This window comes from Agromyces sp. NPDC029043 (assembly GCF_055564615.1).
Genome location: NZ_JBVHVX010000016.1, coordinates 1 through 20,979, shown reverse-complemented (window position 1 = coordinate 20,979; position 20,979 = coordinate 1). Strand labels below are relative to the sequence as shown.

At 73.3% G+C, this 20,979-nt stretch carries 20 protein-coding genes; 13 read left to right on the top strand and 7 right to left on the bottom strand.

What is annotated here, in order from left to right:
- Positions 1 to 235: 235 nt before the first annotated feature.
- Positions 236 to 1,123, top strand: a complete 888-nt coding sequence (locus tag ACZ4TW_RS17360) for a hypothetical protein (RefSeq protein WP_465544647.1) — start codon at positions 236 to 238, stop codon at positions 1,121 to 1,123.
- 283 nt (positions 1,124 to 1,406) lie between these two features.
- Here the strand turns inward: ACZ4TW_RS17360 and ACZ4TW_RS17355 are convergent, their stop codons facing one another.
- Together ACZ4TW_RS17355 and ACZ4TW_RS17350 are read right to left on the bottom strand one after the other, a co-directional pair.
- Positions 1,407 to 3,176 (bottom strand): acetyl/propionyl/methylcrotonyl-CoA carboxylase subunit alpha, encoded by a 1,770-nt coding sequence (locus tag ACZ4TW_RS17355; RefSeq protein WP_465544645.1) that lies wholly within the window; start codon positions 3,174 to 3,176, stop codon positions 1,407 to 1,409.
- A gap of 139 nt (positions 3,177 to 3,315) precedes the next feature.
- Entirely contained in the window at positions 3,316 to 3,954 is a 639-nt protein-coding gene (locus ACZ4TW_RS17350) for a Maf family protein (RefSeq protein WP_465544643.1), read from the bottom strand.
- Positions 3,955 to 4,025: 71 nt separating this feature from the next.
- On the opposite strand from ACZ4TW_RS17350, the gene ACZ4TW_RS17345 reads away from it, so the two are divergent.
- The 4 genes from ACZ4TW_RS17345 to ACZ4TW_RS17330 are packed head-to-tail and all read left to right on the top strand — an operon-like array spanning position 4,026 to position 8,359.
- The gene (locus ACZ4TW_RS17345) at positions 4,026 to 5,360 is read left to right on the top strand and encodes a class I SAM-dependent RNA methyltransferase (protein WP_465544641.1); all 1,335 of its coding nucleotides are present in this window, start codon (positions 4,026 to 4,028) and stop codon (positions 5,358 to 5,360) included.
- 50 nt (positions 5,361 to 5,410) lie between these two features.
- Entirely contained in the window at positions 5,411 to 6,118 is a 708-nt protein-coding gene (locus tag ACZ4TW_RS17340) for a response regulator transcription factor (protein ID WP_465544639.1), read from the top strand.
- Positions 6,105 to 7,340: a sensor histidine kinase gene (locus ACZ4TW_RS17335; RefSeq protein WP_465544636.1), complete on the top strand. Its 1,236-nt coding sequence runs from the start codon at positions 6,105 to 6,107 to the stop codon at positions 7,338 to 7,340. The genes ACZ4TW_RS17340 and ACZ4TW_RS17335 overlap by 14 nt, the downstream gene beginning before the upstream one ends.
- Complete coding sequence (locus ACZ4TW_RS17330; protein WP_465544634.1) at positions 7,337 to 8,359, top strand: hypothetical protein; 1,023 nt, start codon at positions 7,337 to 7,339, stop codon at positions 8,357 to 8,359. The genes ACZ4TW_RS17335 and ACZ4TW_RS17330 overlap by 4 nt, the downstream gene beginning before the upstream one ends.
- A 341-nt stretch (positions 8,360 to 8,700) precedes the next feature.
- Here ACZ4TW_RS17330 and ACZ4TW_RS17325 read toward each other — a convergent pair whose 3' ends face one another.
- Positions 8,701 to 8,934, bottom strand: a complete 234-nt coding sequence (locus ACZ4TW_RS17325; RefSeq protein ID WP_465544632.1) for an acyl-CoA carboxylase epsilon subunit — start codon at positions 8,932 to 8,934, stop codon at positions 8,701 to 8,703.
- A gap of 10 nt (positions 8,935 to 8,944) precedes the next feature.
- Positions 8,945 to 10,570 (bottom strand): acyl-CoA carboxylase subunit beta, encoded by a 1,626-nt coding sequence (locus ACZ4TW_RS17320; protein WP_465544630.1) that lies wholly within the window; start codon positions 10,568 to 10,570, stop codon positions 8,945 to 8,947.
- A 111-nt stretch (positions 10,571 to 10,681) separates the two neighbouring features.
- Between ACZ4TW_RS17320 and ACZ4TW_RS17315 the strand changes: the two genes are divergently transcribed.
- From ACZ4TW_RS17315 to ACZ4TW_RS17305, 3 genes are all read left to right on the top strand, one after another.
- Positions 10,682 to 11,521, top strand: a complete 840-nt coding sequence (locus ACZ4TW_RS17315) for a biotin--[acetyl-CoA-carboxylase] ligase (RefSeq protein WP_465544628.1) — start codon at positions 10,682 to 10,684, stop codon at positions 11,519 to 11,521.
- A gap of 7 nt (positions 11,522 to 11,528) precedes the next feature.
- Positions 11,529 to 12,074 carry a PH domain-containing protein gene (locus tag ACZ4TW_RS17310; RefSeq protein WP_465544627.1) on the top strand — a complete coding sequence of 182 codons (546 nt, stop codon included), beginning with the start codon at positions 11,529 to 11,531 and terminating at the stop codon, positions 12,072 to 12,074.
- Between the two features lie 84 nt (positions 12,075 to 12,158).
- Positions 12,159 to 13,016 (top strand): DarT ssDNA thymidine ADP-ribosyltransferase family protein, encoded by an 858-nt coding sequence (locus tag ACZ4TW_RS17305; protein WP_465544625.1) that lies wholly within the window; start codon positions 12,159 to 12,161, stop codon positions 13,014 to 13,016.
- Here the strand turns inward: ACZ4TW_RS17305 and ACZ4TW_RS17300 are convergent.
- Entirely contained in the window at positions 12,983 to 13,636 is a 654-nt protein-coding gene (locus ACZ4TW_RS17300) for a GtrA family protein (RefSeq protein ID WP_465544623.1), read from the bottom strand. The genes ACZ4TW_RS17305 and ACZ4TW_RS17300 overlap by 34 nt on opposite strands.
- Positions 13,637 to 13,716: 80 nt before the next feature.
- On the opposite strand from ACZ4TW_RS17300, the gene ACZ4TW_RS17295 reads away from it, so the two are divergent.
- The 3 genes from ACZ4TW_RS17295 (at position 13,717) to ACZ4TW_RS17285 (ending at position 16,789) form a co-directional block, all read left to right on the top strand.
- Positions 13,717 to 14,847, top strand: coding sequence for a 5-(carboxyamino)imidazole ribonucleotide synthase (locus ACZ4TW_RS17295; protein WP_465544621.1), 1,131 nt, complete (start codon positions 13,717 to 13,719; stop codon positions 14,845 to 14,847).
- A gap of 113 nt (positions 14,848 to 14,960) precedes the next feature.
- Positions 14,961 to 15,428 (top strand): 5-(carboxyamino)imidazole ribonucleotide mutase, encoded by a 468-nt coding sequence (gene purE / locus ACZ4TW_RS17290; protein ID WP_465544813.1) that lies wholly within the window; start codon positions 14,961 to 14,963, stop codon positions 15,426 to 15,428.
- A complete protein-coding gene (locus ACZ4TW_RS17285; RefSeq protein WP_465544620.1) occupies positions 15,425 to 16,789 on the top strand; it encodes an LCP family protein in 1,365 nt (454 codons plus the stop codon). Before purE ends, ACZ4TW_RS17285 begins: the two co-directional genes overlap by 4 nt.
- 42 nt (positions 16,790 to 16,831) lie before the next feature.
- Here ACZ4TW_RS17285 and ACZ4TW_RS17280 read toward each other — a convergent pair whose 3' ends face one another.
- Both ACZ4TW_RS17280 and ACZ4TW_RS17275 read right to left on the bottom strand, forming a co-directional pair.
- Positions 16,832 to 17,968, bottom strand: a complete 1,137-nt coding sequence (locus ACZ4TW_RS17280) for a glycosyltransferase (protein WP_465544618.1) — start codon at positions 17,966 to 17,968, stop codon at positions 16,832 to 16,834.
- Between the two features lie 88 nt (positions 17,969 to 18,056).
- On the bottom strand, positions 18,057 to 19,034 hold the full coding sequence (locus ACZ4TW_RS17275) for a glycosyltransferase (RefSeq protein ID WP_465544616.1): 978 nt from the start codon (positions 19,032 to 19,034) through the stop codon (positions 18,057 to 18,059).
- 41 nt (positions 19,035 to 19,075) lie between these two features.
- Here ACZ4TW_RS17275 and ACZ4TW_RS17270 point away from each other — a divergent pair, with 41 nt between their 5' ends.
- Positions 19,076 to 19,360, top strand: a complete 285-nt coding sequence (locus tag ACZ4TW_RS17270; protein ID WP_465544613.1) for a hypothetical protein — start codon at positions 19,076 to 19,078, stop codon at positions 19,358 to 19,360.
- Entirely contained in the window at positions 19,357 to 20,877 is a 1,521-nt protein-coding gene (locus ACZ4TW_RS17265) for a glycosyltransferase family 2 protein (RefSeq protein ID WP_465544611.1), read from the top strand. Before ACZ4TW_RS17270 ends, ACZ4TW_RS17265 begins: the two co-directional genes overlap by 4 nt.
- Positions 20,878 to 20,979 lie beyond the last annotated feature (102 nt).

The window sequence follows — 20,979 nt, the reverse complement described above, 5'->3', positions numbered from 1 at the left end:
TTTCTCAGGCGTTATTCGGCGGGTCGCCGCGTTCCGCGGCGTGTCCGCCTGAGCAACGCCGGAATCCGCCGGGGGCGCCTGAGAACGGGGCATGGGCGCGTGTCGCGCGCGTCGCCACCGAGGGGGGTGTCGGCGCGTGCTGCGACCTGTCCTCCACCGAGGGGGGTGTCGGCGCGTGCTGCCCGACCCGCCGGTCCCTCGGCGCGGCGGACCGAGTCCGATTCAGACTCGACGCATGAACGTCTCTCCGGCGAGCGCCGTCGCCACGATGGGCGGCATCGCGACTCGCGGTCAGATCATCGAGGCCGGCGTGCGCGGCGTCGAGATCTCGAGGGCCGTCCGCACGGGAGAGCTCTCACGGGTGCGTCGGGCCCACTACGCGCTTCCCGACGCACCCGGCGATGCCCTGAGCGCGGTCCGCGTCGGCGGTCGCCTCGGATGCGGGAGCGCGGCGGCCACCTTCGGCATCTGGACGACGACGGCGACCGTCGTGCACGTCTCACTCCCTGGCAACGCCGCGCGCCTGCGCACCAACCGCGTCCTCATCGACACCGAGGAACCGCTCACGTCCGATCGCTCGGCTCACCGCGTGCAGCTCCACTGGGGTGACGTCCCGTTCGGGGCGAGGAGCGACCAGTGCGCATGGCGGGTGCCGTCCGAGCGGGCCCTCGCGGAGCTGGCCCGGTGCCGTCCTCGGATCGAGGTGATCGCCGCGTTCGAATCCGCGGTGACGCTCGGGCTGCTCGAGCTCCGTGCCGCCCAACGACTCCTCGATGCAAGCGCGCCACAGCGGATCCTGCCGATCGTGCTCGGCGGCCGCGACGGGTCGGGCGTCGAGACGTTGCTCGCTGTCGAGCTCCGGGCGCTCGGCGTCCCGTTCGTCCAGCAGGTACTCTTCGACCGGGTCGGTTCCATCGACTTCCTCGTGGCCGGCCGGCTCGCGGTCGAGACCGACGGCTACGCGTACCACTCCGACCCGGCGGCATTCGTTCGGGATCGACGCCGCGACGAGGAGTTGCTGCGTCAGGGCATCCCGACGCTGCGACTGGCCGCGGCAGATGTCCTCGCCGATCCGAGCGGAGCCGCGCTCCGGGTGGTCATCGCCCTCGGCGCGCTCGGCTGACGACGGACGATCGGAACCCCCTGGACGCCCGTACCGGACCCGTCCGGCACCGCGTGCGCCCGCCCGGCCTCGCGCCATCCGCTCTCTGCCCGGCCTCGCGCCATCCGCTCTCTGCCCGGCCTCGCGCCATCCGCTCTCTGCCCGACCGGAGCCACACCCGCACCGGTTCTCAGGCCCCAGCGGCTGCAGTGGCCGGTTTCTCAGGCCGACACGCCGACGGATGGCGCGACCCGCCGAATAACGCCTGAGAAAAGCCCGACGAGGGGAGGGGGAGGGGGCCGGCTCAGGCGTCGGCGATGGAGAGGAGGAGGTGGCCGCTCGAGACGGTCGTGCCCGGCTCGGCGTTGACGAGGCCGATCACGCCGTCCTTGTGGGCGACGATGGGCTGCTCCATCTTCATGGCCTCGAGCACGAGGACCAGGTCGCCCTTGACGACCTTGTCGCCCTCGGCGACGGCGACCTTGACGACCGTCGCCTGCATCGGCGCCGTCACCGCGTCGCCCGTGGCCGTGTCGACGGAGTGGTGCACGGCGCGGCGGCGCGGCGCCGGGCCCGCGGTCGCGGACCCCGAGGGCACGCCGGCGAGGCGCTTGGGCAGCGAGACCTCGACCCGCCGCCCGTCGACCTCGACGACGACGCTCGTGCGCGCGGCGGGGCCCTTGGACTGCTCGAGCTCGCCGGTCCACGGCTCGAGCGAGTTGTCGTACTCGGTCTCGATCCACCGCGTGTAGACCGAGAACGGCTCGTCGCCGGCGGGGGCGAAGGCCGGGTGGCGCACGATGTCGCGGTGGAAGGGGAGGACCGTCGGAAGTCCGGCGACGTCGAACTCGTCGAGCGCGCGGCGGGCCCGCTCGAGCGCATCCTTGCGGGTCGCGCCGGTCACGATGAGCTTGGCGAGCAGCGAGTCGAACGCGCCCGAGATCTCGTCGCCGCTGGTGACGCCCGAGTCGATGCGGACGCCGGGGCCGCCGGGGAAGCGCAGCTGGTGGATCGGGCCGGGTGCGGGCAGGAAGTTGCGGCCCGGGTCCTCGCCGTTGATGCGGAACTCGATGGAGTGCCCGGTCGTCTCGGGGTCGGGATAGTCGAGCACGCCGCCCTCGGCGAGGCGGAACTGCTCGCGCACGAGATCGAGGCCCGTGACCTCCTCGGAGACGGGGTGCTCGACCTGGAGGCGCGTGTTCACCTCGAGGAACGAGACGGTGCCGTCCTGGCCGATGAGGAACTCGCACGTGCCGGCGCCCACGTAGCCGACCTCCTTGAGGATGGCCTTCGACGCCTCGTACAGCAGGCGGTTCTGCGCCTCGGTGAGGAAGGGCGCGGGCGCCTCCTCGACGAGCTTCTGGTGACGGCGCTGCAGCGAGCAGTCGCGCGTCGAGACCACGACGACGTTGCCGTGCTCGTCCGCCAGGCACTGCGTCTCGACGTGGCGCGGCTTGTCGAGGTACTTCTCGACGAAGCACTCACCGCGGCCGAACGCCGCGACGGCCTCGCGCGTGGCGGAGTCGAAGAGCTCGGCGACCTCGTCGCGCGTGCGGGCGACCTTGAGGCCGCGACCGCCGCCGCCGAATGCCGCCTTGATGGCGACGGGCAGGCCGTGCTCGTCGACGAACTCGAGCACCTCCGCGGCATCCGCCACCGGGTTCAGGGTGCCGGGCGCGAGCGGGGCGCCGACCTTCTCGGCGACGTGTCGCGCTGAGACCTTGTCGCCGAGGCGCTCGATCGCGTCGGGGGAGGGCCCGATCCACACGAGGCCGGCGGCGATGACGGCGCGGGCGAAGTCGGGGTTCTCGGCGAGGAAGCCGTAACCCGGGTGCACGGCGTCGGCGCCGGACCTGCGGGCGACGGAGAGCAGCTTGTCGATGACGAGGTACGTCTCGGCACTCGTGGTGCCCTCGAGCGCGTACGCCTCGTCGGCGAGCTTGACGTGGCGGGCGTCGCGGTCCTGATCGGCGTAGACCGCGACCGAACCGATACCCGCGTCGCGTGCCGCGCGGATGACGCGGACGGCGATCTCTCCACGGTTGGCGATGAGGACCTTCGTGATGCGACGCATGATCCCCAAGCCTATTGGCGGATTCCCAGCGGCCTTTGGGGGCGGTCCACAAAAAAGGGGGAAGAGGGTGTCGTTCAGCGACAAGGGGCGGATGTCGCGCCGCGCGTTTCGGCCGGTCGCGGCGCGGTTCCCGCGACGGTCAGCGCAGGTCCCAGAGATCGGTCCAGCGCACCCCGAGCTCGTGCACGAGCTCGCGGAGCGTCGACAGCGACAGCCCGACCACCGTCGAGGGGTCGCCCGTCACCGAGCGGATGAACGGTCCGCCGAGGCTGTCGACCGTGAACGCGCCGGCGACGGCGAGCGGCTCGCCGGTCGCGACGTACGCGTCGATCTCGGCGTCGTCGAGGCGGGCGAACTCGACGACGGCCGACGACGGGCGACCCGCGGCCGCGCGCGGCGCCCCGCCGCGGTGGTCGATGACCCAGTGTCCCGACCAGAGCACCCCGGACCGGCCGTTCTGCCGGTCCCAGCGCTCGCGCGCGACCTCGGGCCGGTGCGGCTTGCCGAACAGCTCGCCGTCGACGAGGAACGCCGAGTCGCCACCGAGCACGAGCCCGTCGATCGGCCCCCCGTCGACCTCGCGCCCGACGATCGCCTCGGCCTTGCGGCGCGCCAGCAGCTGCACGAGTTCGTGCGGCGCGAGCGGGCCGTGCTCGGCCTCGTGCTCGGCGACCGCCGCCTCCTCGTCGACCCCCGGCGCGACGAGCACCGGCTCGACGCCCGCCTGTCGCAGGAGCTGGCGGCGCGCGGGTGACGTGGACGCGAGGTAGAGGCGCATCCTCCCATCCTGCCGCCCCCGCGGCGCTCGCGCCTGCCGGCCACGGTGACCCGGTGTGGGATGCTCGGGTGATGGCACAGACACGTCGAGGCCGCCCGGCGCGCCGTCCCGGGGCCGGCGCCCGCCGTCCCGCTGCCCGGCCGGCCCAGCCTGGCCCCCGGCTCGAGCTCGAGGTCGAGCGGATCGCGCACGGCGGCGTGGCCGTGGCGCACCACGAGGGGCGCGTCGTGTTCGTCGCCGACGCGATCCCCGGCGAGCGGGTGGCGGCGCAGGTCGTCGACGCGGGTCGCGAGCGCTTCTGGCGCGCCGAGACGGTCGACGTGCTGCGGGCTTCCCCGGACCGTCGCGACCACGTCTGGCCCGAGGCATCCGTCGACCGCGCACCCGAGCACCGGGTCGGCGGCGCGGAGTTCGGCCACATCGCGATGGTCCGGCAGCGCGCGCTGAAGGCCGACGTCCTGCGCGACGCACTCGCACGCATGGGCGGGGTCGAGGTCGACGTGGTCGTGGAGCCGGTCGACGCGGCGGTCTCGCCCGGCGTCGACCTCGATGCGGGCACCCGCTGGCGCACCCGCGTGCGCCTGCACGTCGCGCCCGACGGCACCGTGGGCCCGTACGCGGCGCGCAGCCATACCGTCGTGCCGGTGGCCTCGCTTCCGCTCGCCGTCGCGGAGCTCGAGGCGATCGCGCCACTCGACCGCACCCTCGAGGGGGCGACGGCCGTCGACCTCGTCGCGCCATCCGAGGGAGCGCCGCAGGCGGTCGTGCGCTCGGTCGGCGATCGCCGGGAGCGCGGCGCCATCCCGACCGTCGTCGAGATCGTCGGCGAGCGCCGGTTCACCGTCGATCGCGACGGCTTCTGGCAGGTGCACCGCGGGGCGGCCGCGACCCTGACCGCCGCCGTCCAGGACCTCGTCGACCCCTCGCGATTCGACCCGGCAGCCGAGAACCAGGACCTCTACGGCGGCGTCGGCCTGCTCGCGGCCGCCATCGGCGACCGCTTCGGCCCGTCGGTGCGCATCACGACCGTCGAGGCCGACGCCCGTGCGACCGAGCACGCCGGCGAGAATCTCGCCGAGTGGGTCGGCGCCCGCGCGCGAACCGCCCGCGTCGACCGTCACCTCGACGACCTCGCGGCGGCGCCGGATGCCGCGACACGAGGTCTCCGCGGTGCCACCGTGGTGCTCGATCCGCCGCGGTCGGGCGCCGGGCGCGCCGTGGTCGACCGGATCGCCGGGCTCCGGCCGGCGCAGGTGGTCTACGTCGCGTGCGACCCGGTCGCGCTGGCCCGCGACGTCGGGCTGTTCCGCGCGCACGGTTTCCAGCTCGAGGCGCTGCGGGCGTTCGACCTGTTCCCGAACACGCACCACGTCGAGGCGGTCGCCCGACTGGCGGCTATCGTGTGAGGACGGCGGGGAAGCCGAATGGACCTGGAGCCGATGACGGGGGAGGCCGAGTGACCGAGCACGCCGAAGCCGCCGAGGTCGACCGGCCGCGCACGAGCGTGGCGATCGTCGACGACCACGAGGCCGTGCGACTGGGGCTGCGCGCGGCCTGCCGCGACGCCGGCTACGACGTCGTCGCCGACACCGCCGACGTGCCGACGCTGCTGGCCGCGTTCGAGGACCCCGAGATCGAACCGCCGCGGGTCGTCCTGCTCGACCTCTCGCTCGGCGACGGGTCGAGCGTGACCGACAACGTGCGGGCGGTGCTGGCGTCGGGCAGCCAGGTGCTCGTCCACAGCATCGCCGACCGGGTCGCCGCGGTCCGCGAGGCGCTCGCCGCGGGCGCGGCGGGCGTCATCCCGAAGTCCTCGCCGACCTCGGCCGTCATCGCCGCGATCGCGACCGTCGCCCGCGGCGAGGCGCTGAACAACGTCGAGTGGGCGAGCGCGATCGAGGCCGACCGCGACTTCGCGAAGGCGCAGCTCGGGCGGCGCGAGCGCGACGTGCTGCACCTGTACGCGTCCGGACTGCCGCTCAAGCTCGTCGCCCAACAGCTCGGCATCGCGCACTCCACCGCGCGCGAGTACCTCGACCGGATCCGCGCCAAGTACGTCGAGGTCGGTCGTCCCGCCCCGACGAAGGTCGACCTCCTCCGCCGGGCGGTGGAGGACGGCATCCTGCCGGGTCTCGACGCCGAGGCCGGTGATGGCCGCCGCTGACTGGACGGCGGGGCAGCTCGTCCCACGTCGCACGGCGGTGAGCCGGGCTCAGGTCGAGACCGTCTCGGGCCGCGCCGTCGGCGCATTCGGGCTCGTGTTCGGCGCGCAGACGGTGCCCGACGCGATCGCGCAGTCCGAGGCGCTCGTCCCGGGCGCGGGCGTCGCGATGATGGCCGTCCTGTACGGCGCCATCGCGACGCTCGCGGCCGCCGCGTTCACGCGCATCGCGGTGCGCGGCGCCTCGATCGCGTTCGCGGCTCTGTATGCGATCGCCCTCGCGCTCTGGCCGTTCCTCGTCGTCGACGAGGCCGCGATGGCGGGCGAGGCGCCGTGGCTCTACGTGCTCTGCACGGTCGCCACGACGGCCTCCGTGATCGGCCTGCCGACGGTGCCGGCCGCGGCGTACACGATCGCCGTGCCCGCGATGTACGGGATGGTGCGGCTCACCCCGTCGGGCGGCGGGGCTGAGCCGTTGCTCGCGGTGCTCGACACGCTGTACGCCGTCATCCTCGGCTCGGTCACGCTGATCATCATCACGATGCTCCGACAGGCCGCAGCGGCCGTGGATGCCGCGCAGGAGGCGGCGCTGCAGCGCTACGACCTGGTCGCGCGGCAGCACGCGAACGAGATCGAGCGCGTCAAGGTCGACTCGCTCGTGCACGACAGCGTCCTCACCACGCTGTTGTCCGCGGCCGCGGCGAGGACCGAACCCGAGCGGGCGCTCGCGTCCCGCATGGCGGCGGACGCGCTGCGCCGGCTCGACGAGGCCGCGGTGGAGGTGCCCGGCGTGGCCGACCGCGCCGACCTGTCCGTGCTCGCGCGCAGGCTCCGTTCGGCGGTGACCGGATTCTCGGCTCCATTCATCGTGCACGTGGCCGACACGAGCGGCGTGGAGTTGCCCGTCGAGGCCGTGGACGCCCTGTCGTCCGCCGCACTCCAGGCGATGGTCAACAGCGTGCAGCACGCCGACGGCCCCGTCGGGCGCGTTCGCCGCGAGCTCGAGATCCGGGGCGTCGGCGCGGGCGGCTGCGTGATCGAGATCTCCGACAACGGCCGGGGCTTCGTGCCCTCCGAGGTCCCGCCGGGCCGGCTCGGGCTCCGCGTCTCGATCGAGGAGCGCGTCGCCAACGCGGGCGGTTCCGCCAGGATCGAGTCGACGCCGGGGCGCGGGACCCGCGTGACGCTGGCCTGGCCGGCCGGTGCGGATGCGGGGCCCGCATGATCTCCGTCCCCCGGTGGCTGCTGCTGGTCCTCGCGGCGATGTTCTCCGCGTACCACGTGATCCTCGGCATCTACTCGCTCGCCACCCCGAGGTCGCCGTGGCCGACCCTGGTCGCCCTCGCGCTGTACGCCGTCGCCACGGCGCTCAGCCTCTGGCCCGCCGGGCATGCGCGGATGCCCGACTGGCTCGCTGCGGCGAACCTCGCGGTGAGCATCGTGCTGCCGCTGCTGGTGACGAGCCAGCTCGACCCCACCGATGAGGACCTCGGCTACGCCACGTGGTACGTCGCCGCGGTGGGCACGCTCATGACCATCACCGCCGCCCGCCGCCATCTCGTCGCGGCGTGGCTGGGTGTCATCGCCCTCGCCGTCCAGACCGTCGCGTGGGCGGGCCCGCTCGCGCTCGGCACGCTCGGCGTCGTGGGCAGCATCGTGTGGGTGGCGATCGCGCACATGCTCTCCGCCGCACTCGCGAACGCCGCGCGCGCCACCCGACGCTACGCGCAGGCCGAGCGGGAGGCGGCGGCCTGGCAGGCCGCCCAGGACGCGCACCTGTTCGAGGGCCGCATGCGGCTCGCCCAGACCCAGCGCATCGCGGCGCCCATGCTTCGCCGCATCGCGGACTCGGGCACTGAGGCCGGCCGCGAGCTCACCGACGGCGAACGTCGCGAGTGCCGCACGCTCGAGGCGGCCATCCGCGACGAGATCCGGGGGCGGATGCTGCTGACCGACGCCGTGCGACAGGCGGTCAAGCGGGCCCGCGACCGCGGGGCCACCGTGACCCTGCTCGACGAGGGCGGGATCGACGACCTCGACGAGGCGGCCCGCGACCGCGTGCTCTCCCAGCTCGCCGACGCGCTCGACGCGACGAGCGCGGACCGCGTGATCGCGCGGACGGCGGCCGAGAGCTCGCCCGTCGCGGTCACGGTGGTCGGGCTCCGGGGCCGCGGAGCCGACGAGGTGGCCATGTCGGAGGACGCCGAGGTCGAGCTCTGGATGGAGATCCCGAGGACGGGCTGACGGGCTCACGGCCGAGCGGCGCGACGGCCCAGACCGGCAGCGACGGCCCGGACAGGGAAGCGGGGGGTCGGCCCCTACCGACCCCCCAGCAAGCCCGAGTCACGGCGACAACCCGAATATCGCCCTGACTCGCCCCCAGAGCGCCACCGGTTACCCAGCCGGTGACGAGACGGCCTCCTGAAGAGGACCGTACGACCATGGTACGGCTCCGCCGCGTTCGGCGAAGTCAGCATTTCGGGGGACAGTCGGGGGACCCGATGCGGACCGACGGAGCGCGGAGAAGCCGGATCGGGCCTCCCGGACCACCAGAGCGTCCCGCGATCGGGGGACACGCGTCGCGATCAGCGCGCGGAGAACGCCCATCGCCGCGGCCCGACCTCGACGGCAGGGCGCACCGCCCCCCGCGGGTGCGCCCACTCGCTGCGACCGGGTGGCGGCGGAACCGCCTGCTCCTCGCGCACCGCGGAGACGAGCACGGCGGTCACCGCCGCGGCCTCCTCGGCCGACACGTTGCGGGTCAGGAACTTCAGGTCGAGCGATTCGGCGCCGTTCGGCTCGCCCGGTGAGGTGGTCATCGGGTGCCTCCTAGAGCGGGATGTTGCCGTGCTTCTTGGGCGGGAGGCTCGCGCGCTTGGTGCGCAGGGCCCGAAGCGCCTTGGTCACCGAGACGCGCGTGGCCGCGGGTTCGATCACGCCGTCGAGCTCGCCGCGCTCGGCGGCGAGGAACGGCGAGGCGACGTTGTACGTGTACTCGTTCGCGAGCCTGGTGCGCACCGCCGCGACATCCTCGCCCGCCTCCTCTGCACGCTTGATCTCGCCACGGTACAGGATGTTCACGGCGCCCTGGCCGCCCATGACCGCGATCTCGGCCGTCGGCCATGCGAGGTTGATGTCGGCGCCGAGCTGCTTGGAGCCCATGACGATGTACGCGCCGCCGTACGCCTTGCGCGTGATCACCGTCACGAGCGGGACGGTCGCCTCGGCGTACGCGTAGAGCAGCTTCGCGCCGCGGCGGATGACGCCGGTCCACTCCTGGTCGGTGCCGGGCAGGTACCCGGGAACGTCGACCAGGGTGACGATCGGAATGGAGAACGCGTCGCAGAAGCGTACGAAGCGCGAGGCCTTCTCGCCGGCCGCGATGTTCAGGGTGCCCGCCATCTGGCTCGGCTGGTTCGCGATGATGCCGATCGAGCGGCCCTCCACGCGGGCGAAGCCGACGACGATGTTCGGGGCGAACAGCGGCTGCACCTCGAGGAAGTCGCCGTGGTCGACGATGCCCTCGATGACCGAGTGCATGTCGTACGGCTGGTTGGGCGAGTCGGGGATGACCGTGTTGAGCCTGCGGTCGTCGTCGGTGACCTCGAGCTCGATCTCGGCGTCGTAGACCGGGGCCTCCGACATGTTGTTATCGGGCAGGAACGAGACGAGCGTGCGCGCGTAGTCGAGCGCGTCGGACTCGTCGCTCGCGAGGTAGTGCGCCACGCCCGAGATCGTGTTGTGCGTCAGGGCGCCGCCGAGCTCCTCCATCCCGACGTCCTCGCCCGTGACGGTCTTGATCACGTCGGGCCCGGTGACGAACATCTGGCTCGTCTTGTCGACCATGATCACGAAGTCGGTGAGCGCGGGAGAGTACACGGCTCCGCCGGCGGCCGGTCCGCACACGATCGAGATCTGCGGGATGACGCCGGACGCCGCGGTGTTGCGGCGGAAGATCTCGCCGTACTTGCCGAGCGCGACCACGCCCTCCTGGATGCGCGCCCCGCCGGAGTCGAGGATGCCGATGATCGGCACCCCGGTCTTCAGGGCCAGCTCCATGACCTTGATGATCTTCTCGCCGGCGACCTCGCCCAGCGAGCCGCCGAAGATGGTGAAGTCCTGCGAGTACACCGCGACCTGCCGGCCGTGGATGGTGCCCGTGCCGGTGACGACGGCGTCGCCGTAGGGGCGCTTCGAGTCCATGCCGAACGCGTGCGTGCGATGCCGTACGAACTCGTCGAGCTCGACGAACGAGCCCGGGTCGAGCAGCTCCGCGATCCGCTCGCGCGCGGTCATCTTGCCCTTGGCGTGCTGCTTCTCGATGGCGGCCTCGCCGGAGGCCGTCACGGCCTCGTGGTAGCGCTGCTTGAGGTCGGCGAGCTTGCCCGCGGTGGTCGAGAGGTCGGGGCCGTCGGTCGTCGATTCGGTCACGCGGTTCACTCTACCGGCGCCCATCCGGGCCGGTTCGTTGACGGATTCCCACAAAAAGGCGTCGGCTCGTGGTGGTGATCGCCACGCGGACGAGCGCTCGGACACTAGCCTGAGGGCGACGGACGGGAGGTCGGCATGGAGTGGGAGCGGTCGCGGGCGGTCGTGCCGCGGTTCGAGTGGCTCGACACCGCCGGGTCCACCAACGACGTGCTGCGCGAGGCGGCGACCGGGGCGCATGCCGCGGCATGGCCGCACGGCGCGGCCGTCGTCACCGACGACCAGACGAGGGGGCGCGGGCGGCTCGGCCGGACCTGGCTCGCTCCGACCGGCAAGACCCTCGCGATCTCCGTGCTGCTGCGTCCCGGGCGGGCTCCCGGCGCGGCGCTGCCGCTGGACGCGTACGGGTGGCTCCCGCTCATCGCGGGCGTCGCGATGACGGAGGCGGTGCACGAGGCCGTCGCCGCGGGATCCGACGAACCCGACGACGAGGACGACGGCACCGGCGGGTTCGAGGTCGAGCTCAAGTGGCCGAACGACGTGCTCGTGTCGGGCTACAAGGTCTGCGGCATCCTCTCGGAGCTCGTGGCCGACGGCACGGTGGTCATCGGCGCCGGGCTCAACCTGACGCTCGACGAGCACGACCTGCCCACCCTGACCTCGACGTCCCTGCTGCTCGTCACCGGTCGGCGTCCCGACGGCGACGCGGTGCTCGCCGACTACCTGTCGCGGCTGCTCGACCTCGTCGACGGCTTCATCGCGGCCGGGGGCGACGCCGTCGCGAGCGGGGTGGCCGCGCGGGTCGACGCCGCGTGCGGCACGCTCGGCCAGGACGTGCGGGTCGAGCTGCCGGGGGGCGCGGAGCTCCTCGGAACCGCGGAACGGCTCGACGCCGACGGCCGGCTGGTCGTCCGCGACCACGAGACCGGCGAGGAGCAGGCGGTCGCCGCGGGCGACGTCACGCACCTGCGGTATTAATGGGCCTATGGGGGAGGCGAGCACCGCGCCCGTGACGGGACCCGAGGAACGCGTCGTGGCGCGACTGCGTCGCCATGGCCGCGCGCTCATCCTGCCCGTGCTGCTGCTGGTCGCCACGGCGGGCGGTGTCGCCTACCTCATGCCGGCGCTCGAGGGCTGGCCCCGACTGGCGGTCCTGATCGCCGCCGCGCTCGTGGTGGTCCTCGGCTGCGCCCTGCCGTACCTCGCGTGGCTGACCTCGCGCACGACCATCACGACGCAGCGCGTCATCGTCCGTCGCGGGCTGTTCGTGCGCGTCCGCCGCGAGCTGTGGCACCGTCGCGGGTACGACGTGCAGGTGAGCCGGTCGTGGCTGCAGGGCGTCATCGGCTCGGGCGACGTGCGCCTCGAGACCGGGCACGAGGTGCCCGTCGTCGTGCCCGACGTGCCCGCGCCGCTCGCCGTGCAGGCCGCCCTCCACGAGCTCATGGCGGAGGCGCACGCGCTCGGCGGGCCGGCCGTCGGGCCGTCGGCGGCGGGCGACGGCGACACCGTCGTGTGGGGCGGGCGCTGAGGAGCGCACGACCGCACCAGCCGAAGCGCGTACTGTAGTCGGGCGGCGCGCTCCCGGCGCGTCGGGCGAGAAAGGCACCACCACTTGGGCGAGGAATGCATCCACGGGTTCGACGAGGGTCTCTGCGCGATCTGCTCCCCGCCGCCTGAGCCCCAGGCGCCGCCCCGCGCCGCACGCACGAGGGCGGCCCGCGCCCCGAGCGCAACCACGGCGACGCGTCCGGCCGGCGCGGCGCGCGCGACGCGCGCCGCGACATCCGCTCGCTCGCCGCGGGTCGCCGGCGCCTCGGCCCCGCCCGTCGACGCGGGTGCCACGCGCCTCTACCACGTCACGCACATCGAGAACCTCGGCCGCATCCTCGGCGCGGGTGCGCTCCTCGCCGACGCGGGCGACCCGCCCGCCTCGCCCGTGGTCGACCTCGCCGCGCCCGCCGCCCGTGCCTACCGCCGGACCGCGACGGTGGGCGACTCGGGCGCGCACGTGGCCGAGTACGTGCCGTTCCTGCTCTCCACGGACGCGCACGTGTGGGACGCGATCCGCACGGGCACGCCCGACCCGCGCCTGGCCGAGGAGGCCGTGCGCCGGGCCGCGGCAGACCACGTGCTGCTCGTGACCTCGGTCGCCGCCGCGGCCGGCGCGCGGCTGCACGCGCCGGGCGAGGTCGCGGTGAGCGAGACGGATGCCGCGGTCGGCGGCGCCGCGTTCGCCGCGACGTGGCCCGAGGCCGAGCGGGCGATCGTTCGGCTCACGCTCGCCGACGAGGGCGCGGGCCTCCGCACCGCCGAGGTGCTGGTGCGCGGCAGCGTGCCCCTCGAGCGCATCGCGCTCATCGCGGTCGCGAACGATCGCGTGCGCGATCGGGTGCGGGCCGCGCTGCAGGCTGTCGGGGCGAAGGTGCGCGTGGCGGTCTACCCGCCGTGGTTCCTCGGCGGCACCGAGTAGCCGTCGACACGGGCGGGATCGGCGTCGGTCGGGTCGGCGTCGCCGGGCCGGGCGTCGCCGCGCCGGGCCTCGTGGTCGAGCGGCGCCTGCTCGAGCGGCGGCTCCTCGAACAGCGCGCGCTGGGCCTCCTCGACCCGGGCGAGGTTCGAGAGCCCGTCGGCGCGGTGGTGGCCGAAGACCCAGTACCGGTAGAGGAAGAACCGGAACGCCGTGCCGAGCGCGAGCCCGACCACGTTCGTCGAGATGTTGTCGGCGAGCAGGCTGGTGAACCCCATCAGGTGGTGACTGATCCAGAGGCACGCGAGCGAGATCGCCATGCCGCCGACCGAGACGATGGCGTACTCGGCGAACTCGCGCAGGGCGTGCCGGCGCCGGTGCCGCCGGAAGGTCCAGTACCGGTTGCCGAGCCAGTTGAACACGATCGCGACGCTCGTCGAGATGGTCTTCGCGCCGATCGCGCTCTGCGCCCACGTGCCCTCGCCGAAGACGCCGACCCGCAGCGCGTTGAAGAGCGCGATGTCGATCACGAAGCCGATGAGGCCGACCACCCCGAACTTGACGAGGTAGGCCAGGAACCCGTGCCAGGCCCGGGACGCGAGCGTGCGGAGGGTGGCGGACACCCCCCGATCCTAGCGACCGTGCGCCGTAGACTGGGGTGTCGCGGCGCACGGGGTGCTGCGGGAACGGACGGTTCGGACCGGTGCGAGTCGGAGTGATCGGCGCAGGGCAGCTCGCGCGAATGATGATCCCCGCGGCGATCGAGCTCGGCGTCGAGCTCCGGGTGCTCGCCGAGGGCGAGGGCATGGCCGCGGCGATCGCCGCCGACCGCGTCGGCGACTACACCGATGCCGGCACCGTGCTCGCATTCGCGCGCGAGGTCGACGTGGTCACCTTCGACCACGAGCACGTCCCGCAGGACGTGCTGCGCGCCCTCGTCGACGCGGGCGTGCCCGTGCGGCCCGGGCCCGATGCCCTGCGTTACGCACAGGACAAGCTGCTCATGCGCGCCCGGCTCGACGAGCTCGGCCTGCCCGTGCCCGAGTGGGCGCGCGTCGTCACGCCGGCTGAGCTCGACGCGTTCATCTCCGAGCACGGCGGCGCGGCCGTGGTCAAGACGCCGCGGGGCGGGTACGACGGCAAGGGCGTCCGCGTCGTCCGCGGGGCGGGCGAGGTCGCCGAGTGGTTCGCTGCGGCCGGGGAGGATGGTCGCGACCCAGCCCTTCTGGTCGAGGAGCTCGTCGACTTCCGCCGCGAGCTCGCGCAGCTCGTCGCCCGCCGCCCCTCGGGGGAGGTCGCCGCGTGGCCGCTCGCCGAGACCGTGCAGGTCGGCGGCGTGTGCAGCGAGGTCATCGCGCCGGCCCCGCACGCGGCCGGCCGGCTCGCCGACGTCGCGGCCGACGTCGCGATCGCGGTCGCCGAGGGGCTCGGCGTGACCGGCGTGCTCGCCGTCGAGCTGTTCGAGACCACCGACGACCGGGTGCTCGTCAACGAGCTCGCGATGCGCCCGCACAACTCGGGCCACTGGACCATGGACGGCTCCACCACGAGCCAGTTCGAGCAGCACCTGCGGGCGGTGCTCGACCTCCCGCTCGGCGGCACCGGATGCCACGACGAGTGGTCGGTGATGGTCAACCTGCTCGGCGGTCCTGCCGAGGGCTCGCTCACCGACCGCTACGCCGACGCGCTGAGCGGGCACCCGACCGTGAAGATCCACAACTACGGCAAGGCCCCGCGCCCCGGCCGCAAGGTCGGCCACGTCACCGCGATCGGGCCCGACCTCGACGAGGCCGTCTACGAGGCCCGCGCCGCGGCGGCCGCGCTGCAGGACTGAGCCCGGAGGGCATCGCAGGGCCGGCGCGGAGCGCCCTCCGAGATCTTCCAGCCGCCAGCCCTAATATCGATCGGGTGATCGCAGGCAACCCCACCCCCCTCGTCGGCGTCGTCATGGGCTCCGACTCCGACTGGAACGTCATGCGCGACGCGTCCGACCTGCTCGACGAGTTCGGCGTGCCGCATGAGGTCGAGGTGGTCTCGGCGCACCGCACGCCCGAGAAGATGATCGCCTACGGCAAGGAGGCGGCGGGCCGCGGCATCCGGGTCATCATCGCCGGCGCCGGCGGAGCCGCCCACCTGCCCGGCATGCTCGCCTCGGTCACCACTCTGCCGGTCGTCGGCGTGCCCGTGCCGCTCTCGCGGCTCGACGGACTCGATTCGCTGCTCTCGATCGTGCAGATGCCGGCCGGCGTGCCCGTGGCGACGGTCTCGATCGGCGGCGCGAAGAACGCCGGCCTCATCGCGGTGAAGATCCTCGCAACCTCCGACGATGCGCTGCGCGACGCGCTCGCCGACTACGCCGCGTCGCTCGCGGCACTGGTCGAGGAGAAGAACGAGCGTCTGAAGTCGAGCCGATGAGCCTCGCCCAGAGCCCGATCCGGTACCCCGATACGCAGTCGCGCCCGCTGATGACGCGGCGCGGCTGGTGGCTCGTCGTGCTCAACGTGCTCATCCCGGGCTCCGCCCAGGTGCTCGCGGGCAACCGCAGGCTCGGCCGGTTCGGGCTCGGCGCGACGCTCGTGCTCTGGACGCTGGTGGTCGCGGCGATCGTCACGTGGTTCGTCGCCCCGGCCGTGCTGTACACCATCGCCTCGAACAGCGTCGCGCTGTGGATCATCGCGCTCGGGCTCGTGTTCTACGCCGTGCTGTGGGTGGTGCTCACGCTCGACACGCTGCGGCTCGTGCGCCTCGTCAGGACCGCGCCGGCCGCGCGCGCGGGCATCGCGGCGCTCGCCGCGCTCGTCCTCGTGGCGGTCTCGGGCACCGCGGCGTACGGCGCGTACGTGGCGACCACCGCGAGCGGCTTCCTGTCGTCGGTGTTCGTCGCCGGGCCCAGCGAGCCGCCGGTCGACGGCCGGTACAACATCCTCCTGCTCGGCGGCGACGCCGGCCCCGACCGCGAGGGGCTCCGGCCCGACAGCATCCGCGTCGTCAGCATCGACGCCGACACGGGCCAGGCCGTGACGATCGGCATGCCGCGCGACCTCTCCTACGTGCCCTTCGACGAGACCTCGCCGCTCCGGCAGACCTACCCCGACGGCTACGGCGCCGACGGCGTCTGCGACGTCGACGTGTGCCAGCTCAACTCCATCTACACCGAGGTCGAGCTGAAGAGTCCCGAGCTCTACCCCGACGCGGTGGCGCAGGGCAGCGAGCCGGGCATCGAGGCGATGCGCGACGCCGCAGAGGGCATCACCGGTCTGACCATCCAGTACTACGTGCTCATCGACATGGCGGGGTTCCAGCAGCTGATCGACGCGCTCGGCGGCGTGACGGTCAACGTGCCGCACGACGTCCCGATCCACGCCGACGAGACCTTCACGACGGTCCTCGAGTGGATCCCGGCGGGCGAACAGCACCTCGACGGCAACCACGCGCTCTGGTACGCCCGCTCCCGCCACGGCACCAGCGACTACGACCGGATGGCTCGACAGCTGCAGATCCAGGAGGCGGTGCTGCAGCAGTTCAACGCCGCCAACGTGCTGTCGAAGTTCCAGGACGTCGCCGCCGCGGGATCCCAGGTCGTGAAGACGGATGTCCCGCAGTCGATGCTCGGCTACTTCGTCGACCTGGCCGGCAAGACGAGGGAACTGCCGATCGTGGACGTGCCCCTCGTGCCCGACAACGGGGTGGATCCGCTCGAGCCCGACTACGAGGCGATCCGGCAGATGATCCAGGCCGCGCTCGTGCCGCCGACGACGGAGCCGGCCGAAGGCTAGTCGGCCGAGCGCGCCGCGGCGGTGACGCGGTGGCCGCCGTCGTCAGAGGTCGGCGTGCAGGAACCACACGCGCTCGGCGGAGTCGCGCCAGCTGTAGGCGCGGGCGCGGTCCTGGCCCGCGATGGCGAGCCTGCCGGCGAGCTCGCGATCCTCGACGACACGCGCGATCGCCGTCGCGAGGCGCTCGGCGAACGCGCCGTCGGCCCCGATCGGCACCGCCAGACCCGACCCGGCCGACACCTCGAGGTACGCGGCGGTGTCGGAGTGGATGACGGGTGCGCCGAGGCTGAAGGCCTCGATCAACTCGGTGACCGAGTCGTCGTCGTGGGCGGGGGCGACGAACGCCGCGGCGCCCGCGATGACCACCGCGAGGTCGGCGGCCTCGAGCTCCTCGAAGTGGCGGACGCGGCGCGAGTCGACCCCGCACTCCTCGGCGACGGCCGCGAGGTGCTGGTCGCCCCAGCTCTCGGGACCGAGCACCACGACGGACAGGTCGGGAGCGTCGCTCCGACCGAGCGCGGTGAGCACGTCGACGAGGCCCTTGCGGGGCTCGAGGGTGCCGGGCACCACGATGTAGCCGGCCGACAGGCCCAGCCGAGCCGCACGCTCGGGGGCGTCGGGCCCGATCGCGAGCCCCGACCGCGGCGCCGTGCCGATCACCCGGACCCGGTCGCCGAAGTCGGCGACCATCTGCAGGCGCTCGGCGAGCGCGTGGGTCGGAACCACGACGGCGTCGGCGTGGCGGCGGGCCCGCTTCATCATGCCCTTCTGCCAGGCCACGGAGGCGGAGCTGAGCGCTTCGGGGTGCGTCCACGCGAGCACGTCGTGCACCGTCACGACGACCTGATCGCCGGCACCGGCCTCGTGCTTGCGCAGCGGGGCGAACAGGCTCGTGCCGTGGATCATGCCGCCGCCGGGCGAGGTCGTGAGGTTGAACTGCCATGCGGCCGCGAGCTCGCGGCGGGCGAGCGAGGACTTGTAGAGCCCTGCGAGGCCGGGGACCTCCGAGCGCACGCGATCGTAGTCGGCGGGCAGCGAGGAGGAGACGACGCCCTCGACCTCGCACCCGCGCGGCGTCGTGGCGACGACCGCGCGCGCGAGGTCGCGGGTGTACCTGCCGAGCGCACCGGGCACCGGTGCGATGATCTGATCCACGATGAGACGCAGCGTGGTGGTCACGTCGCTCCTTCCGCGGCCGACCCCCTTCCGGCCACCGCTTACCTTAGCTGCGGCGCGGACGTGGGAGGCCGCTGTCCACAGGTTCTCGTCAGCTCGTCAGGAAGCGCCGCAGGCCGGGCGGGATCGGTCCCCGGATGCGGAGGAACCCGTGCACGCCGCCGACGAGGATGGCGACGGCGTGCCGTGTGCGCTTCGGGCCGCTCACGATCGCGTCGAAGCTCGGTCCGAGCTGGCGCTTGATCACCGCCAGCGTCCAGCGGCGCCGGCGCACGAAGTTGCGGAAGACGAGGTCGATGTTGTTGCGGGTGATGTAGTACTGCCGGAACGGCGAGTGGTACTGGTAGAGGTGACCGCCGTCGCGATGGGTCAGCCGCAGGCCGAACGGGCGGAACGGGACCATCTCGCCGAGCGCGTGCGCGATGTCGGTGTCCTCCGCGATCGCGATCCGGAATCCCCGATCGCGGACCCGCAGGCAGAACTCGGTGTCGACGCAGTCGATGACCAGGCGCTCGTCGAAGAGCCCGGCCCGCTCGAGGCACTCGCGAGAGATGACGAAGCCCGACTGGATCGCCTCCGGGACCAGCCCGATGCCCTCGGGCGAGTACCACGTGGGGATGGAGGGCTGCCCGTTCACGCGGTCGGCGCACACGATGCCGAGGCGCGTGACGCGGTTCGCCCGCGCGAACGTGTCGAGGCAGGCGCGCACATAGCCCGCCGGGAGGTCGGTGTCCTGGTCGGTGTTCACGACGAAGTCGGCGCCGTCGTCGAGCGCGGCGCGCACCCCGACGTTGAGCGCGCGGGCGATGCCCGAGTTCCGCTCGAGCCGGATGATGCGCACCCCGTCGAACTCCGCCGCGATCCGGTCGAGGACCGCGTCGGCCGCGGCGCCGGACCCGTCGTCGACGAGCACCAGCTCGTCGACCTGCGATGCGAGCGAGCGCATGTTGTCGACGACCTCGGCGTCGGGATGGAAGATCGGGACGACGCCGACCACCCTGGCGTGGAGCGTCGAGGACTCGGACGGAACCGTCGACAGGCGCGCTCGGGGCGGTCTCGTTCGGGGCATTAGGCTAGTTTAGGTCGGTCGAGGAGAGGAAGAGGTCGAGCGTGAGCGTCGCCCCCGAAGCGAACTGGTCCGACGGACGCCCCGGTGCCGTACTCAGCCGCGAGGAGCAGCTGGTCGAGCAGCAGCTCGAGCTGCTCGACCGCGTCATCGGGCTCGAGCAGCAGGTGAGGGAGCTCAAGTCCGACAACCTGCTCGGGCCGTCCGAGACCGTCGCCGCCGAACGGAACATCGCGGCGATGCAGAGCTCGCTCACGTGGCGCGCCGGCCGCGTCGTGACGCTTCCCATCCGCGCCGCCCGCGTGTTCAAGCGCCGGTTCCTCCGATGAGCGCAGCGGTCGACGGGGCCGCGACGCCCGCTCGCCACGAGGTCTGGATCGACGCCGCGGGAGGCTCCACGGCCGAGGTGCGGGCGCTCGTGCAGTCGGTGCTGGGGGCCGGCATCTCCGCCTCCGCCGTCCGCGTCGTCGTCGACGCGACCGCGCACGAGGACGCTGCCGAGCTCATCGCGGCCGCCCGCGACGAGGGCGTGCAGACCATGGATGCCGCATCCGACGAATTGAACGCCGCAGTGGACGCGACCGCCGCGCGGGAACTCGTGGTGGTCCGCGGAGGACGCGTCGTGCCCGGGGCCTTCGATCGCATCGCCGAGTTCCTGGACCGCTATCCCCGCATCTCCATCGCGTACGGCGATTCCAGCACCGTCGGCGTGGCCTCGCTCCTCCGACCGCTGTTCTCCCCGATCCGGCTCTTCGGGAACGACTACCTCGGGCCGGTGGTCGCGTTCCGCGTCGAGGCGCTGCGGCGCATCGGCGGCTTCCGGTCCGAGGCACGGCGTGCCCACGTGCTCGACCTGGTCCTCCGGGCCGAGCGTGCCGGTGAGCCGGTTGCGCTGCTCCCGCAGGAACTCGCGGTGGAGCACCTCGCCGAAGGCGACTTCGCGGGCACGTCCGAGGCGCAGCACCGCGTGGTCGTCGACGAGCTCGAGGCCCGGGGCATCCGGGCCGAGGTCGAGGATGTCGAGCCGTTCCTTCGCCGCGTGCGCTTCGCCGTCGAGGGCGATCCGCTGGTCTCGGTCGTCATCCCCACGCGCGGAAGCAGCGCCGAGATCGGCGGCGTCGAGCGTGTGCTCGTCGTCGAGGCCGTCCGCGGGGTGATCGAGCAGTCGACCTACCGGAACGTCGAGGTCGTCGTGGTCGCCGATGCGGAGACGCCGGTCGGCGTCATCGAGGAACTCGAACGGCTGTGCGGGGACCGCCTGAGGCTCGTCGCGTGGAACGCGCCGTTCAACTTCAGCGGCAAGATGAACCGCGGGGCCGCCGCGGCCCGCGGCGAGTACCTGCTCCTGCTCAACGACGACGTCGAGATCGTCTCGCCCGACTGGATCGAGACGATGCTCGGCCTCGCCCAGCGCGACGGCGTCGGCATCGTGGGTGCGCAGCTCTACTTCGAGGACAGCACGCTGCAGCACTCCGGCCAGGTGTACACCGGCGGTGTGGCCGGGCACGCGGCCTTCGGCTGGGAGGGCGGCCGGGACGACCCGATCAGGTCCCTCGCGGTCGACCACGAGGTGTCCGGGGTCACCGCCGCGTGCGCGCTCCTGCGCCGCGACCTGTTCCTCGAGGTGGGCGGCTTCAGCCTCGCCTTCCCCGGCAACTACAACGACGTCGACCTCAACATGAAGATCCGCGCGACGGGCCGGTCGGCGGTCTTCTCGCCGTGGGCGCGGCTCTACCACTTCGAGTCCAAGACGCGCGATCCGAAGATCCTCGACACCGACATCTCGACGCTGCAGGCCCGCTGGGCGCGGCGCATGCAGATCGAGCTCTACTCCCGGATGCTCTGACGGGGCCTGGGGGGGGGGGGGGGGGGGGGGGGGGGGGGGGGGGGGGGGGGGGGGGGGGGGGGGGGGGGGGGGGGGGGGGGGGGGGGGGGGGGGGGGGGGGGG